Source organism: Pseudomonas sp. JL23 (assembly GCF_056933585.1).
Map to the genome: position 1 here is coordinate 5,608,747 of NZ_CM167795.1, position 15,834 is coordinate 5,624,580.

Here is a 15,834-nt window from a genome sequence, read left to right on the forward strand (position 1 = left end):
GGGTCATGACTGCTCAAACAGTAAAATTAACTCAGGCATTTACCTATGCCACAGACGGAAAATTGATAAAGAGCGTAGCCGCAGACGGTACCATTACACTGTGGTGTCATTACAAAAATGAAGGTGGTGAAAGTCCTGACCTCAAAGACTTCCTCGACTCAAAATGGAAAAGCGATATCTGGCAGAGTGAATCACGGTCGTTGAAAGCACCGAAGACAGCTGAAGGCTTACCCTTGAGGGTAATGGCGGAGTTTCAGTACATGCTACAAGAGAAGGTCGTCATGCCGACCTCCCTAAGGCTCTATGGCTACAGCGCCACGCACCCCAACGAAGTCGACACTGTTATCAGTGTCGAAGGTGTCACTCTCAGTAATATTACTGCGATAGAAGAAAACCCACTGACGGCCTGGAATTTACAGATTATAGCTGGGCGCAACAAAGCTTTGATTCATTGTCAAACCACATTCAAGGAAGAGAACACCCTCACTGTAACTGAGCGTCGGTACTGGAACAAAGAACGGCAACAACTCAAGACTCGACAAGTACGCAGTAGCGATATGAAAGCGAAACTAACTAAACTTACCCTTTCGTCCATGGTGAATGATGTCACGCCCGAAACATGGCAAGAGTTATGTACCGAAGAGCGTTCAATCTATCGTGGGCTGCTGATGCGACGCACTGAGAGCAAGCAACAGCAACGATTCAGTTATGACGCTCTTGGCCGTATCACCGAAGAAATCACCTATGCGAATGACCCGAAACAGAATCCTTTAGCCACGCGAACAGACAAAAAACTGGCCCATACCCAGACACGCTACGAGCACGCAAAAAATGGCTGCATCTGGTCGGTGAAGACGGATGTCGTTCAGTCAGACACGCCAGTTCGACGCATACTCCACGACGGTCTACAACAGGTAGTCGGTATAGAACAGCAACGCACGACGACCAGACCGGTGCGAGATACGGACTTCTGCCCGATATACGGCCAGGATGGAGCATACGATTACCTGCCTGGAGGTCTTCAACGTTACAACAAGGACCTGCGCGGTTTGTCAGGAGATGTGATCTGGGGAGCAAGCAGCGAAAAAGAGCAAGAGATAAAAGGGCAGCTCACGCCCACGCAGATTATTGAAGAGACCTTGGGTAATCAAAGCGGCCCACTGCTAACCCGTGTGCGGAGCCAACAGAACCAGAACAAGGGCGGTTTTATACTACGCGAAGAGCAGAAATTGCCGGAGGGGGCACCTGCCGCCGACAAAAAAGCGGCTGGCACCACAGAAAAAACCTTCGATGAATTTGGGTGCCTGAAGGAGCTCAAGCAGACCTTCGCCACAGCCCCGAAAACTGAACGGGTATTTAAAATTGAGTATGACGAATTACACCGACCGATTGAATGGATAGGTCCGGATAAAACCAGTGTCAAACGAGTCTATGCTGGAATGAGTGACACGGTTAACCAGATCAGCGTTAAAGGCGGTGGTGCAGCAGATACCGAAGTTGTCATGGGAACACAAATCCTGGAAAACAACGCGCTTGTCAAAGAACGCTCAGTGGGCAAGCTCAAATACCGCTTCGAATACCGCACCGACAAAAGACCAACCTCGCAAACATTGCCCGATGAGACTCAGATTTTCAGCGAGCTATCCCCAGACGGTAATACCCTGACCTGGAAGGCCAAAGCCGCTGGAAAAGCTGAAGGAGTAGTGCTTGCAACCTTTACCTATAATCCGCTCACAAGAGCCTTGAGTTCAGACGACAAAGCTGACAAGTCATTGACGATCACGGCACCCAAAGCACCCTGGCGCGACGTTTTGTATACCCGGGTGACCAGCGGTCTGACATTCAACGCCAGGCGCTACAGCTCGTTGGCCGGTGCGGAATATATCGAGGGGCTCGCCAATGGGCTTCAAGCAAGAGTCTGGCGTGATCACCTGAATCGCCGCACCAGGAGCATGCGCGGCGACCTCGATTACCATTATCGCTATAACGCCTGGGGAGAATGCGAGCGTACCACCGTGCGAGACATGGCCTCAGGCCATGTACTGAAAGTGAACCACGAGTTTGACAGTTTTGGCCGCGAAACAGCTCGCCGGTATGTAATGGACGACGACGAAGTTGAAGTCTATTTGCAAGAGTGGTCAGCCAGCGGCCAATTGCTCAGGAAAACGGTTACACGTAAGGGTGTGACCTGCCTTGACGAAATATTCAAGTACGACAATCTAGAACGCATTCAAGAGTGGTCCGTCAGTACAGACTCCACTGCCGGACCCAGGAATTCGTCAGGAAAAATTATCTCTAGCCAAAAATACACCCACGACGTGCTCAATAACCTGACGTCCTGCGAAACCGGGTTTGTTGACGGCAGCAAGCAGAATCAGACCTACACCTACAATACAGATATCCCGACGCAACGCAGTAAAATCAAAACGGTCACGACGCCGGCTCCGGACAGCAATGGAAAAACGCCGAATGCTTCAACTGAGGAAAAAACTCTCACGTATGACGCTAACGGCAATTTGATTCAGGATGAACTGGATCGGAAGATGACCTATACCCTGCTTGGCCAACTTGAGTCGGTGAGCGATAAAAATAAAAAATTGATTACGAAGTATGAATACGACGAGCAGGATCGCTTGGCAAATCAATGGGATGAAGAAAAAAAACAACGCTTGGTGTTCGTATATAGCCAGAATATTTTGTGCGCACAGATATGTCTGGATGAACAAGGCAAAGTGCTGCAACAATTGAGGCTGGACACTGAGGCCGGGCTTGTGACCGAGTTAATTGTCAACGAGAGCAAAACAACGTCTTTTATTATTACCGATCCACAAAATGGCGTCAGCAGTGAATATCAGCTAGCTTCGTCGAAGCCTACTACCGTCACCAGCATTGCCTACACCCCTTGGGGTGAATGCGACGATGGACTTCATCGCAAACTCATCAGCGGCTTGGGCTTCAACGGTGAACGTCGTGATCCTTTGACCGGCGCCTACCATCTGGGCAATGGCTATCGGGTTTACAGTCCGGCTCAGCGCGCTTTTCAACAGCCCGACCGGGACAGCCCTTTTGGTAGGGGGGGCATCAATAACTACGCCTACTGCGGCGGTGACCCGGTTAATCTGTATGACCCGAGCGGGCATGTCATGATCAGCCGCTGGGGTCAGGACCAGATGATCAACAAGCTGGACCAACTCATTAATGAATACACACCAAAGCCGCCTGAACCGCAGGAGGCAGTCCAAGGTAGCGGTCTCTCCGGTTTACTCACAACCATCATCTGGGCCGCAGTCGCGGTTCTGATAGCCGTCAGTTCCGTGTTGCTCGCCTTCCCAACGGGTGGCCTCAGCCTCGTGGCAGCAATCGCCCTACTTACCGTGACAGCCGTCAGCAGCGCTATCTCTATCACCAGTGCCTCATTGCAGAACAGCAATCCTGAACTGGCCGCCAAACTTGGCTGGGCCTCATTCGGCATTGATATGGCAACCATACTTATACCCTTCAAAGCCGCACTTTCATACGGTATGTCTTTTGTTAGGTGGGCTGGAAGTAAAGCGGGCCGTATGGCAATTCGCATAGGAAACTCCTTAAGCAGAACCAACAAAATAGTACCAATTATTCGCTCTCCATCAAGAGCCGCTACAGTGGTACGCGGTAACCCGATAGATGATCTAGGATCGTTGGACATACCGGGCCTACAAGGCCGAAATGCTATACAAACCCAGCGTGTAAATCCGATAGATGACCTTGGATCTCTGGATATACCAGCCCTGCGGGGCCAAAATTCCGCACCCATAAAGCGCGGTAGTGCAATAGATGATCTCGGTTCTTTAGATATGCCAGGCCTACTTGATAAACACTTTACATCAACAAAAGGTTATACTCTCAAAAAGACAAATTCACCGACACAACGAATTGGCAGCATGGAAGAAAGCACGACGGTGTTTACTGTAAACAGTAAACCGAATGACCTGACGCCTCCTTTCTTACCGGATCCGTCTCTGGGTACTATTCACAACCAAAGAGAAAGCTGGTTAGCTAGTCAATTAGCCAAAGAGCTAAAAGTAACAAGTGCAAAATCATCAACCTACAATATAGATACGATATACATCATACACCCTACAAAAAGTAGCCGAACATCTTCTGCCCACAAGTTCTGGACTGGAAAGGGAGTCCCCGCAGAAGACGACGCACTCATAGGATTTGTGGGCTATGCGGTTAATACCAAAACCATAAAGGAAAGCATGTTCACCGCACTCGACATCTCCTCTTTATAGGCGTTTTTACCAAGAATAAGGAAAAGCCACATTCACAACAATTACTTATAGATACATATGAGACCGTAGAAAGGTCATCGGCTCTTTTTATCTTGTGACTGACTTCTCTGCGAGCAGTTGTAATAGTTACCTCTGCCGGAATACAGATAAATAGGGAGGGCGGGTAGAATATCTGCCTCTCCCTAAACTGACGAGGCCAGCCACATGGTTGCCGAGGCCTGAGAATGAGTCCGCTCATGGTGACGCTGCGCAGAGCTCAGGCTTTCTCACTAATAACCTGCACATACCGCGCCCGCCCGGCACCCAGCCCGGCAACGATAGCCGCCACGCCAATCACCCCGAAAATCCAGCCAATAGCGTCCCAGTCACCGGTCATGTCATGCACGACGCCGACGGCGAATGGCCCCAACGAGGCCAGGGTGTAGCCAATGCCCTGGGCCATACTCGACAGGTTGGCAGCGACATGGGGATCGCGCGAGCGCAGCACGATCAGGGTCAGGCCCAGACTGAACGTACCACCCTGCCCCAGGCCGAGCACGATCGCCCAAACCCATAGACCGTCCAGTGGTCCATAGAGGCAGCCAAACAGGCCGCCCAAGGTCAGGGCCATGACGATCAGGATACCCAAGCGCTGATCCTTGCCCCGGGTCGCCAGCCAGGGCGAGCTCAGGGCGCTGATCAACTGGACCATGATCGAGCCGGACAGCAGCAGGCCGGCCTGGGTCGGCGTTAGACCACGACCAATCAGCACCGAGGGCAGCCAGCCGAAGACGATATAGGCCAGGGACGACTGCAGCCCCATATAAAGGGTGACCTGCCAGGCCAGAGGATCGCGCAGCAGCCCACGCACCCGATAAGCCACATGATGGGCGCCATGGCCTTGCTTCGCCTGGGGCAGCCACACCATCGCAGCGATCAGCGCCGGCACGATCCAGAAGCCCAGACCGATGGCCCAGCTGTTATCGAAGTAGTGACTCAACGGCACCGTGGACCCGGCCGCGATGGCGGCACCAAGGCACAATGCCATAGTGTAGACACCGGTCATGGTGCCCGCTTGCCTGGGGAAATCCCGTTTGACGATCCCCGGCAGCAACACGCCAATGATGCCGATACTGGCCCCGGCAATAATACTGCCGAGGAACAATCCGGCCGTCCCCAACGAGCTGCGTACGACCAGCCCCGCCGCGAGTGTCAGCAGAATTCCCAACACCACCCGCTCACTGCCAAAGCGCCGCGCCAGGATCGGCGCCAGCGGCGCGAACAGCCCCAGGCACAGCACCGGTAGCGTGGTCAGCAAACCTGCGGTCGAACCCGACAGGCCCAGGCTCTCGGATACCCCGCCAAGCAACGGCGACATGCTCGACAACGCCGGACGCAGGTTCAGCGCCACCAGCACCAGGCCCAACAGCAATAACCACGGGCGCTTGAGCACCGGGGCGCTGTGCTGAACCTGTTCATCATCGGCTTCGCAGTCGATCAATGGCTCGATATCACGGGGCAGTAAAGTTTCTTCGGACAACGGGCTCTTGGGGGCCTGAATAGTCATGGGACGCTCTGTATCTGGAAATGTCATTGCACTGAATGGCGGGCAAGCATCCTGTTGGAGAACGCCGGGGAATACAAGGTTCAGGTGAATTGGATACAACCGAAAGGATCAACCTCGTGGGAGCGTGTCTTGCCCACGAAAGCAGCATTTCAGTCAGTAGAGATATATCGGCTGTACCAGCCCCTTCGCGGGCAAGCCTCGCTCCCACGGGCATTGCCCGCAACAAATTCGTAGGACCTGTCTCTTTCTTCGGGGCGAACTTTCCGAGAGAATCCCGGGCGCTTGTGCCTGTTGATTCAGGTGGCTAGGCTGCGTCGGTCGCTGATATCAGCGACCGGGTTTAGTCGCCCAGATCAAACAGCGCACAACGTCATAACCATGTCGGCAGCCAGCCAGGCTCGTCGTAGGTCTTAATGGTGGCTGTGCGCAGGGCATCTTCGGATGCGCCGATTTTCTGTTTGGTCGGTCGACTAACCTGTGCACAGCCGCCACCCTCGTTTAGTCGCGATCGGTGACGGATTCCTTCAATCAATCAGAAGTATGAAAATGTCCGATATTCCAACTGATCTACCTACGCAATCTATCCCAACCCGCATGACCCACGCCGCCGACATGCTGCGCTATGCCGCCGTCGTCGCCTATGAACACGCCGACAAACTCAAGGGCAGCGATCGAGACATGGCGTTTTCGGTGCTGCACTTCATTGAAGTGGCCCGTGATGATGTGGAGAGCTCGCTGAGCAGTCTGCAGGCGTGATCATCTGACATTCAGCCATAAAAAAACCGGACCCCAAGGTCCGGTTTTTTTGTACTGCCTTCAACCGATCAATGCAGGATCTGGCTGAGGAACAGGCGGGTACGGTCGCTTTGCGGGTTGTCGAAGAAGTCGTTTGGCGCGGCTTGTTCGACGATCTCGCCTTTGTCCATGAAGATCACGCGATTGGCCACGGTACGGGCAAAGCCCATTTCGTGGGTTACGCAGAGCATGGTCATGCCTTCTTCCGCCAGGCCGACCATGGTGTCCAGAACCTCTTTGACCATTTCCGGGTCCAGTGCCGAAGTCGGCTCGTCGAACAGCATGATCTTCGGCTTCATGCACAGGGCACGGGCAATCGCCACACGCTGTTGCTGACCGCCGGAGAGCTGGCCCGGGAATTTATGCGCCTGTTCTGGAATGCGTACGCGCTCCAGGTAGTGCATGGCGATTTCCTCGGCCTTGGCCTTGGGCATCTTGCGCACCCACATCGGTGCCAGCGTGCAGTTCTGCAGGATGGTCAGGTGCGGGAACAGGTTGAAGTGCTGGAACACCATGCCGACTTCGCGGCGGATGGTTTCGATCTGCTTCAGGTCCGAAGTCAGCTCGGTGCCGTCGACAATGATCTTGCCCTGCTGGTGCTCTTCCAGACGGTTGAGGCAGCGAATGGTGGTCGACTTGCCCGAACCCGACGGGCCGCACAGGACGATACGCTCGCCCTGACGCACGTTCAGGTTGATGTCTTTCAACACATGGAACTGGCCGTACCACTTGTGTACGCCCTCCATCCGGATCATGCCTTCAGCGCCCAGGGGCTTAACGATAGCTTCACTCATCACAAAACTCCTAATGCTTGTGGCCGGTGTCCAGCTTGCGCTCCAGATGCATGGAGTAGCGGGACATGCCGAAACAGAAGATCCAGAACACCAGGGCCGCGAAGACGTAGCCTTCTGTGGCCATACCGAGCCATTTCGGGTCGGCGGCCGCTTGCTTGACGCTGTTGAGCAGATCGAACAACCCGATGATGATCACCAGGCTTGTATCTTTGAACAGGGCGATGATCGTGTTGACGATCCCGGGGATGACCAGCTTGAGCGCCTGAGGCAGAATCACCAGGCCCATGCTGCGCCAGTAACCCAGGCCCATGGCGGCCGCGGCTTCGTATTGCCCTTTGGGAATCGCCTGCATGCCGCCCCGCACCACTTCGGCCACATAGGCCGACTGGAACAGGATCACGCCGATCAGGGCGCGCAGCAATTTGTCGAAGCTCATGCCTTCAGGCAGGAACAACGGCAACATCACCGAGGACATGAACAACACCGTGATCAACGGCACACCGCGCCAGAACTCGATGAAGGTCACGCAGACCACTTTCACCGCTGGCATGTTCGAGCGACGACCCAGGGCCAGTACGACACCCAGTGGCAAGGCACCGGCAATACCGACGGTGGCGATCACCAGGGTCAGCATCAGGCCGCCCCACTGGCTGGTCGCCACACCGGTCATGCCGAAGACATCGCCACGCAGCAGGCAGAAGGCAATGATCGGGTAAACCACCAGGAAGCTCAGGCCATAAACAGCCTTGCGCGGGAACCGGGAGATAAACAGCGGTGCAACGCCAACGATGGCCAGGATGACGGTCAGGTCAACCCTCCAGCGCAGGTCAGCCGGGTAGTAGCCGTACATGAACTGGCCGAAGCGCTGTTCAACGAACACCCAGCAGGCACCGGCCTTGGTGCAGTCGGCGCGAGTGGTACCGACCCAGTTGGCGTCGAAGATCGTCCAGCTCAACAGTGGCGGGATAATCAGCCAGACCAGGTAGATCGCGAACAGGGTCAACAGGGTGTTGATCCAGTTCGAGAACAGGTTCTGGCGCATCCATGCCACCGGCCCGAAGACTTTGCTCGGTGGCGGCATGTTGGGTTTGAAAATATGTGTACTCATGCGCTCTTCCTCACCGCTCGATCAGCGCAATGCGCTTGTTGTACCAGTTCATCAGCAGGGAAATGCTGATACTGATCGCCAGGTACACGCTCATGGTGATGGCAATGACTTCAATCGCCTGACCGGTCTGGTTGAGAACGGTACCGGCAAACAGCGAAACCATTTCCGGATAACCGATACCGGCTGCCAGCGAGGAGTTCTTCGCCAGGTTCAGGTATTGGCTGGTCAGTGGCGGAATGATCACCCGCAGCGCCTGGGGAATGATCACCTTGCGCAGCGTTGGACCAGGGCGCAGCCCCAGGGAACGGGCAGCTTCGGTCTGGCCATGGCTGACCGATTTGATACCCGAACGCACGATCTCGGAGATGAACGCCGCGGTATAAACCGTCAGCGCCAGGGTCAAGGCCAGCAGTTCCGGGATCATTACCCAGCCACCGACGAAGTTGAAGCCCTTGAGCTCCGGCATTTCCCAATGCACCGGCACGCCGAAGATCAGCATGCTCAAGGCCGGGATCACAATGAACAGACCGAGACCGGCCCAGAACTTGTGGAAAGGTACGCCGGTTTCATCGAAACGCTTGTTGGCCCACTTGGCCATCAGCACGATGGCGACAATGGCCACAACGATGCTGACCCAGAATGCCCAGAACCCGTCAGCCTTCAAAGCGGCCGGCATGTTCAGGCCACGGCTGCTGACATAGAACATGTCCAGGAAACCATGGGCATTACGAGGGCCCGGCAGGGTCAGGAACACAGCGAAGTACCAGAACAGGATCTGCAACAGAGGCGGAATGTTACGGAAAACTTCGACGTAGACCGTCGCCAGCTTGTTGATGATCCAGTTGTTGGACAGCCGCGCGACACCAATGACGAAACCCAACAGGGTCGCCAGGATCACACCGATGAACGTCACCAGCAGGGTGTTGAGCAGGCCGATGACAAATACGCGGGCGTAGCTGTCGGATTCGGTGTAGTCGATCAAATGCTGGGCGATACCGAAACCGGCACTTCGATCAAGGAAACCGAAGCCGGAGGTAATACCCCGATGTTGCAGGTTGGTCTGGGTGTTGCTGAACAGATACCAGCCCATCGCGATTACCGCGACAACCGTGATGATCTGGAATAACCAGGCACGCACTTTTGGATCTGTCAGGGAAAAACCCTTCGTTGGTGCGCCGATTTGCTTTTGCATGGAGTGCCCCAGGAAAAATGGAACAAAAATGCCCGCAAGCCTGACGGGGCTTGCGGGCACAGTTCAATTAGCGCACTGGTGGTGCGTATTGAATGCCGCCATTGGTCCACAGAGCGTTCATGCCACGTTCGATTTCGAGCGGGGTGCTTTTGCCCAGGTTCTTCTCGAAGATCTCGCCGTAGTTACCGACTTGCTTGACGATGGCTACAACCCAGCCTTTCGGCAGTTTCAGGTCTTTGCCGTATTCGCCGTCAGCGCCGAGCATACGGGCTACGTCCGGGTTCTTGGTGCCTTTGGCTTCAGCTTCAACGTTTTTCGAAGTGATGCCGGCTTCTTCTGCGTTCAGCAGTGCATAGCCAGTCCAGCGCACGATAGCCAGCCACTCGTCATCGCCGTTACGCACTACAGGCGCCAGAGGCTCCTTGGAGATGGTTTCAGGCAGAACGACGTAGTCTTTTGGCGCAGCCAGTTTGCTGCGCTGTGCGTACAGCTGCGACTTGTCGGAGGTCAGTACGTCGCAACGACCGGATTCCAGCGACTTGGCGCTTTCGTCGGAGGTGTCGAAGGTGATCGGGGTGTACTTCAGGTTGTTGGCACGGAAGTAGTCGGAAACGTTCAGCTCGGTAGTGGTACCGGCCTGGATGCAGATGGTCGCACCGTCCAGTTCCTTGGCACTTTTCACGCCCAGTTTCTTGTTGGCGAGGAAACCTACGCCGTCGAAGTAGGTGACGAAGCCAGGGAATTTCAGACCCATGCCAGCGTCACGGGAGCTGGTCCAGGTGGTGTTACGCGACAGGATGTCGATCTCGCCGGATTGCAGAGCGGTGAAACGCTCTTTGGCGTTCAACTGGCTGAACTTGACCTTGGTAGCATCACCGAAGACAGCGGCAGCAACAGCGCGGCAGACGTCGGCGTCGATCCCTACGATCTTGCCGGTGCTGTCTGGAACGGAGAAACCTGGCAGGCCATCACTGACGCCGCACTGGACAAAACCCTTCTTCATGACCGCGTCAAGGGTGGCACCTGCGTGCGCGAAACCCGAAACACCCAGTACTGCTGCCGTGGTGACTACAGCCAGGGTGGATTTCAACATCTTCATTCAAACCTCCAGTTTGCTCTTTGTTGTGTTGGAGCTTGAGCCCCGTCGCACCCTTGTGAGGCACTGATGACCCGTGCTGGCTTTTTTTTGGGTCATGCGACGTAAGACCTGAATCTGGAACCGGGCGCAAGATCATCTCGTCAACCCTGTTCCCGATCCGTCAATCGGTCAAATGGATCAAACCCCATGATGTACCTGACCAAGATGGTACAGGCCGAACCGTGCCGGGAATCCTGTCGTATGGATTCCATGCCGCGCCGCACAGACACTGAGAGTAGTTGCTCAGTGTTACCGCACAAGCAGAGCACTTTGACTCGAATGATCCATAGCAAAGCCCGTACCAGACTGCGAGCAATGTCGAATAGGCGACACGTCAAGTCTAAAACTTGTAACCTTGCGACATCTTCATTCAAATTTCTTTCAATTCGCTGCCGAATTTCATTTGATTGCGCACCTTAATAATGCATCTAAAATTTTGCCGCGCACTTCATTGGAGCAACCATGCACGAATCCCTCATTCTTGAACCCGTGGACACGCCGGATGCCTGCGTAATCTGGCTGCACGGCCTGGGCGCTGACCGATATGACTTCCTGCCGGTCGCTGAAGCGCTGCAGGAGAAACTGCTGACCACGCGCTTCGTTTTGCCTCAGGCGCCGACCCAGGCCGTGACCATCAATGGCGGTTATGCCATGCCCAGCTGGTACGACATTCTTGCCATGAGTCCGGCGCGCTCTATTAATAAGGAACAGATGGAAGCGTCGGCGCAGCGGGTGATCGCTTTGATCGAGGCCCAGCGCGACGGCGGTATCGACCCGTCGCGGATTTTTCTGGCAGGTTTTTCCCAGGGCGGCGCCGTGGTTTATCACACGGCGTTCCTGCGCTGGCAGGGCCCGCTAGGTGGCGTATTGGCACTATCGACCTATGCCCCGACCTTCAGCGAACACCTGACCCTGACAGACATTCAGGGCCGTATTCCGGTCTACAGCTTGCATGGTCAATACGATGATGTGGTGCAAAAGGCCATGGGCCGCGCCGCCTACGACACACTCACGGCTCTGGGCGTAACCGCCGCATGGCAGGAGTACCCAATGGGCCACGAAGTGTTACCCGAGGAAATCTCCGACATCGGAACCTGGCTCGCTCAACGGCTCGGGTAACGTCTTTAAACGCATCGGGCAGAAACGTTCTGTAGCGCATTCGGCATGCCACTACGCCGCGCACGGTTCTTGCTTTACACTGCCCGACGTACATTCCTTAATCAATTGATGAGATGACCGTGCTTAAAGCACTTAAAAAGATGTTCGGTAAAAGCGAGGTCGAGTCGCTCGCCCCTGTGCCTGCCCCCTCTGTTACCGCTCCCGCCGCCCCAGCCGAACCTGTCGTGCAGCCCCAGGTTGTCACCGTAGACAGCGCGCCTGCAGCGGTTGCCGCGCCGCAAGCCGACCAGATCGAGCAAGACGACGGCGAAAAAGTCCAACTCAAAGCCCCACGCCCGCGTCGCGAACGCGCGCCCAAGCCGGTGGTTGCGCCATGGAAACTTGAAGATTTCGTTGTCGAGCCACAGGAAGGCAAGACCCGCTTCCACGATTTCGATCTCGCTCCGGAATTGATGCATGCGATTCAAGATCTGGGTTTCCCGTACTGCACGCCGATCCAGGCAGGCGTACTGGGTTTCACCCTCAAGGGCAAGGACGCCATCGGCCGCGCCCAGACCGGCACCGGCAAGACCGCCGCTTTCCTGATTTCGATCATTTCCCAGCTGACCCAGACCCCGCCGCCGAAAGAGCGCTACATGGGTGAGCCCCGCGCGCTGATCATCGCCCCGACCCGCGAACTGGTGGTACAGATCGCCAAGGACGCGGCCGACCTGACCAAGTACACCGACCTGAACGTCATGACCTTCGTCGGTGGCATGGACTTCGACAAGCAGCTCAAGCAGCTCGAAGCGCGTCATTGCGACATCCTCGTCGCCACGCCGGGCCGTCTGCTGGACTTCAACCAGCGCGGCGAAGTGCATCTGGACATGGTCGAAGTCATGGTCCTCGACGAAGCCGACCGCATGCTCGATATGGGCTTTATCCCGCAAGTCCGTCAGATCATTCGTCAGACTCCGCACAAGGGCGAGCGCCAGACCCTGCTGTTCTCTGCGACCTTTACCGAAGACGTGATGAATCTGGCCAAGCAATGGACCACCGAGCCGTCCATCGTCGAGATCGAGTCCGAAAACGTCGCCGCCGATAACGTCGAGCAGCATATCTATGCCGTGGCCTCGGCGGACAAGTACAAGCTGCTTTATAACCTGGTCACCGACAACGGCTGGGAACGGGTCATGGTCTTTGCCAACCGCAAGGACGAAGTGCGTCGCATCGAAGAGCGCCTGGTACGTGATGGCGTCAACGCCGCGCAACTGTCCGGCGACGTGCCGCAGCACAAGCGCATCAAAACGCTGGAAGGTTTCCGCGAAGGCAAGATCCGTGTACTGGTCGCCACCGACGTGGCTGGCCGCGGGATTCACATTGACGGTATCAGCCACGTCATCAACTTCACCCTGCCAGAAGTGCCGGACGACTACGTACACCGTATCGGCCGTACCGGACGCGCCGGGGCCGACGGTGTATCGATCAGCTTTGCCGGGGAAGACGATTCGTATCAGTTGCCCGCTATCGAAGAGAAGCTGGGCCGCAAGATCAGCTGCGAAATGCCACCGATGGAGTTGTTGCGGGCGGTGGTGCGCAAGCCTGCGTAATTAGACGGGGGCGGTGGGTCCCGCAGAGCGATCTAGCAGCGACCACCGGCCTGTAAGAGCTGCCGAAGGCTGAGAAAGCGGTGTATCAGATACACCCGCTCGCAGCCTTCGGCAGCTCCTACAAAAATCTCATTCCAATTCAGGTAGGCTCGCCGCGTTCGGCTTTATGCCACCGCCCCGCCGCCGCATGATCACTGTCCCGCCCTTCAACCCAGCGCGGTCCTTGTGAAGTGGTTTCCTTCTTCCAGAACGGTGCACGGGTTTTCAGGTAGTCCATGACGAAATCACAGGCCTCGAATGCGGCCTGGCGATGAGCACTGGCAACGCCAACGAAGACGATAGGCTCACCCGGCTCGAGGGCGCCGACCCGATGCAACACCTCCAGCTTGAGCAGCGGCCAGCGTTGTTCGGCCTCGACGGCAATCTTGTCCAGGGCCTTTTCGGTCATGCCGGGATAGTGCTCCAGAAACATCCCCGCTACCTCACGGCCATCGTTGAAATCACGCACATAGCCGACAAAACTCACCACCGCACCCACACCGACATTGGCCGCATGCAGGGCATTGACCTCGGCCCCCGGATCGAACGCTGCCGCCTGAACCCGAATCGCCATGGTTCAGCCTCCGGTCACGGTGGGAAAGAACGCGACTTCGTCGCCATCCTGCAACGGCTCGTTTACCGAGCGCAGTTCTTCATTGCGGGCGCACATCAGGTTCTGCTCGGTCAGCACCTGCCAGACATCGCCGCGCCTGGCCAAATGGGCGCGCAGGTCATCGATAGTGGAGAACTCGCCATCGACCCGCTCACCGTCCAGCCCCAGGGCTTCGCGATAACGGGCGAAATACCGCACTTGTATGTTCATGGGGTCTGTCCTTCAGCGTCGGCAACGAAGTGCCCGCTCTTGCCGCCCAGCTTCTCCAGCAGGCGTACGGCTTCAATCACCATGCCCCGGTCAACGGCCTTACACATGTCGTAGATCGTCAGAGCAGCGACACTGGCGGCGGTCAGTGCCTCCATTTCCACGCCGGTCTGCCCGGACAATTTGCAGCGCGCGACGATATGCACGGTGTCTTCGCCCTCGGCGCTGAGCTCGACCTTGACGCTGGTCAGCATCAGCGGATGGCACAGCGGGATCAGGTCACTGGTTTTCTTCGCCGCCTGAATCCCGGCAATGCGCGCCACGGCGAACACATCACCCTTGGGGTGGCCGCCACTGACGATCATTTGCAGGGTGGTTGGCAGCATGCGCACGCGGGCTTCGGCCACGGCTTCACGGGACGTCACGGCCTTGTCGGTGACGTCGACCATATTGGCGCGACCTTGGGAATCGAGATGAGTCAGCACGGAGATACTCCTGAACAGGAGCAGAGATTGTAAACCAAACCGAGCGTACAGCTGGCATGGTTAAAATCTGTCCCTGAATACCCACGGTACCCAGGGACAGACGTCTGACAGACGTTATTATGCGTCTCGCTTACCTACCTCATATTTGACCAACTCAAATCCATACTCCTCGCCGGTGACCCCCAAGAGAGAGATGTTGGTCATAGTGACCTTATTGGTAAAACCCGGCTGGACCAATAAATCAATATTGCCACTGGTCGCAGTACCGCCAGCGTACAGCGGCAAGTATAACGTCTCCCACTCCGACGCCTCTCTAACATTGTAAGTTGCACTGATCGGGCCGTCTGGGCCACCGGAGAACAGAAACAAGACCTGCACACCGCCTTTGGGTTCGTCCGTTCCATTCTCAACCTTTATATCCAACATAAACAACAGACTGCCATGCGGCTCGTCCATACGCCAATGCTGTACGATTTGCGATGCAGCACCGATGGAGACATGAAACCGCCGACGGTTGATATCTTCCTCGGTAACAACACTTCCTTTAGGCGCCCAAGGCGCCAGAACGCCGCTCTTGAAATCGCCATTTTGAATATATTCGGCCATCTTTATAACTCCTGTAGTGATAGTTTATCCATACTGTCTATCAGCCACAGCCTGCCAAACGAAACTGCGTTCCGTCTTGATCTTGCGGTCTGGTCCTTGTATGGACTGTCGCCCCTCATAGGGCCTGTGGCCTTGGGGAGCAATGACTATGGGAGCAAAACGCTTTCCCGTCTACCTGTCAAAACTACCAGTCCGTTTATCGGGTAAATCTTGTCAGAATAGAAGGTTTGTACTTGGCAAACACCACTGTGGCTAGATGCTAAATCCTTGAAAAACTGCGACGCTTGTTTACATCAATATTTGCGTTACTGCTAACGCTCTCTTTCAAC

13 protein-coding genes are annotated in these 15,834 nt (G+C 55.8%); 4 read left to right on the forward strand and 9 right to left on the reverse strand.

All coding sequences use genetic code 11. The features are described from left to right. The first annotated feature begins 5 nt into the window (after window positions 1–5). Window positions 6–4,274, forward strand: coding sequence for an RHS repeat-associated core domain-containing protein (locus AC1Z24_RS25840; protein ID WP_483743251.1), 4,269 nt, complete (start codon window positions 6–8; stop codon window positions 4,272–4,274). 256 nt (window positions 4,275–4,530) lie between these two features. Here the strand turns inward: AC1Z24_RS25840 and AC1Z24_RS25845 are convergent, their stop codons facing one another. Then, the gene (locus AC1Z24_RS25845; protein ID WP_483743252.1) at window positions 4,531–5,820 is read right to left on the reverse strand and encodes a CynX/NimT family MFS transporter; all 1,290 of its coding nucleotides are present in this window, start codon (window positions 5,818–5,820) and stop codon (window positions 4,531–4,533) included. A 546-nt stretch (window positions 5,821–6,366) separates the two neighbouring features. Between AC1Z24_RS25845 and AC1Z24_RS25850 the strand changes: the two genes are divergently transcribed. Next, window positions 6,367–6,576, forward strand: a complete 210-nt coding sequence (locus tag AC1Z24_RS25850) for a DUF6124 family protein (RefSeq protein ID WP_483743253.1) — start codon at window positions 6,367–6,369, stop codon at window positions 6,574–6,576. 68 nt (window positions 6,577–6,644) lie between these two features. Here AC1Z24_RS25850 and AC1Z24_RS25855 read toward each other — a convergent pair whose 3' ends face one another. The 4 genes from AC1Z24_RS25855 to AC1Z24_RS25870 form a co-directional block, all read right to left on the reverse strand. Then, the gene (locus AC1Z24_RS25855) at window positions 6,645–7,409 is read right to left on the reverse strand and encodes an amino acid ABC transporter ATP-binding protein (protein ID WP_259107453.1); all 765 of its coding nucleotides are present in this window, start codon (window positions 7,407–7,409) and stop codon (window positions 6,645–6,647) included. Between the two features lie 10 nt (window positions 7,410–7,419). After that, window positions 7,420–8,517, reverse strand: coding sequence for an amino acid ABC transporter permease (locus tag AC1Z24_RS25860; RefSeq protein WP_483743254.1), 1,098 nt, complete (start codon window positions 8,515–8,517; stop codon window positions 7,420–7,422). Window positions 8,518–8,527: 10 nt separating this feature from the next. Then, a complete protein-coding gene (locus AC1Z24_RS25865) occupies window positions 8,528–9,709 on the reverse strand; it encodes an amino acid ABC transporter permease (RefSeq protein ID WP_259107448.1) in 1,182 nt (393 codons plus the stop codon). A 67-nt stretch (window positions 9,710–9,776) separates the two neighbouring features. Beyond that, complete coding sequence (locus tag AC1Z24_RS25870) at window positions 9,777–10,808, reverse strand: amino acid ABC transporter substrate-binding protein (RefSeq protein WP_483743255.1); 1,032 nt, start codon at window positions 10,806–10,808, stop codon at window positions 9,777–9,779. A gap of 501 nt (window positions 10,809–11,309) precedes the next feature. Here AC1Z24_RS25870 and AC1Z24_RS25875 point away from each other — a divergent pair. Next, a complete protein-coding gene (locus tag AC1Z24_RS25875) occupies window positions 11,310–11,966 on the forward strand; it encodes an alpha/beta hydrolase (protein ID WP_483743256.1) in 657 nt (218 codons plus the stop codon). A 113-nt stretch (window positions 11,967–12,079) separates the two neighbouring features. Further along, window positions 12,080–13,555, forward strand: a complete 1,476-nt coding sequence (rhlB, locus tag AC1Z24_RS25880) for an ATP-dependent RNA helicase RhlB (RefSeq protein ID WP_483743257.1) — start codon at window positions 12,080–12,082, stop codon at window positions 13,553–13,555. A 139-nt stretch (window positions 13,556–13,694) separates the two neighbouring features. Here rhlB and moaE read toward each other — a convergent pair whose 3' ends face one another. The 4 genes from moaE to AC1Z24_RS25900 all read right to left on the reverse strand — a co-directional run bounded on the left by moaE (window position 13,695) and on the right by AC1Z24_RS25900 (window position 15,505). Further along, window positions 13,695–14,168 carry a molybdopterin synthase catalytic subunit MoaE gene (gene moaE, locus AC1Z24_RS25885; RefSeq protein WP_483743258.1) on the reverse strand — a complete coding sequence of 158 codons (474 nt, stop codon included), beginning with the start codon at window positions 14,166–14,168 and terminating at the stop codon, window positions 13,695–13,697. 3 nt (window positions 14,169–14,171) lie between these two features. Further along, complete coding sequence (locus tag AC1Z24_RS25890) at window positions 14,172–14,417, reverse strand: MoaD/ThiS family protein (RefSeq protein WP_483743259.1); 246 nt, start codon at window positions 14,415–14,417, stop codon at window positions 14,172–14,174. Further along, window positions 14,414–14,899: a cyclic pyranopterin monophosphate synthase MoaC gene (gene moaC / locus AC1Z24_RS25895; RefSeq protein WP_483743260.1), complete on the reverse strand. Its 486-nt coding sequence runs from the start codon at window positions 14,897–14,899 to the stop codon at window positions 14,414–14,416. The genes AC1Z24_RS25890 and moaC overlap by 4 nt, the downstream gene beginning before the upstream one ends. A 117-nt stretch (window positions 14,900–15,016) precedes the next feature. Continuing rightward, on the reverse strand, window positions 15,017–15,505 hold the full coding sequence (locus tag AC1Z24_RS25900) for a hypothetical protein (protein ID WP_483743261.1): 489 nt from the start codon (window positions 15,503–15,505) through the stop codon (window positions 15,017–15,019). Window positions 15,506–15,834: the final 329 nt, after the last annotated feature.

What these genes read in the sequence shown, in the direction of transcription:
- AC1Z24_RS25855 (WP_259107453.1), bottom strand. Translation starts at nt 7,409, where the DNA reads ATGAGTGAAGCTATCGTTAAGCCCCTGGGCGCTGAAGGCATGATCCGG.
- rhlB (WP_483743257.1), top strand. Translation starts at nt 12,080, where the DNA reads ATGACCGTGCTTAAAGCACTTAAAAAGATGTTCGGTAAAAGCGAGGTC.
- AC1Z24_RS25870 (WP_483743255.1), bottom strand. Translation starts at nt 10,808, where the DNA reads ATGAAGATGTTGAAATCCACCCTGGCTGTAGTCACCACGGCAGCAGTA.
- AC1Z24_RS25865 (WP_259107448.1), bottom strand. Translation starts at nt 9,709, where the DNA reads ATGCAAAAGCAAATCGGCGCACCAACGAAGGGTTTTTCCCTGACAGAT.
- AC1Z24_RS25850 (WP_483743253.1), top strand. Translation starts at nt 6,367, where the DNA reads ATGTCCGATATTCCAACTGATCTACCTACGCAATCTATCCCAACCCGC.
- AC1Z24_RS25840 (WP_483743251.1), top strand. Translation starts at nt 6, where the DNA reads ATGACTGCTCAAACAGTAAAATTAACTCAGGCATTTACCTATGCCACA.
- AC1Z24_RS25860 (WP_483743254.1), bottom strand. Translation starts at nt 8,517, where the DNA reads ATGAGTACACATATTTTCAAACCCAACATGCCGCCACCGAGCAAAGTC.
- AC1Z24_RS25845 (WP_483743252.1), bottom strand. Translation starts at nt 5,820, where the DNA reads ATGACTATTCAGGCCCCCAAGAGCCCGTTGTCCGAAGAAACTTTACTG.
- AC1Z24_RS25875 (WP_483743256.1), top strand. Translation starts at nt 11,310, where the DNA reads ATGCACGAATCCCTCATTCTTGAACCCGTGGACACGCCGGATGCCTGC.
- moaE (WP_483743258.1), bottom strand. Translation starts at nt 14,168, where the DNA reads ATGGCGATTCGGGTTCAGGCGGCAGCGTTCGATCCGGGGGCCGAGGTC.
- AC1Z24_RS25890 (WP_483743259.1), bottom strand. Translation starts at nt 14,417, where the DNA reads ATGAACATACAAGTGCGGTATTTCGCCCGTTATCGCGAAGCCCTGGGG.
- AC1Z24_RS25900 (WP_483743261.1), bottom strand. Translation starts at nt 15,505, where the DNA reads ATGGCCGAATATATTCAAAATGGCGATTTCAAGAGCGGCGTTCTGGCG.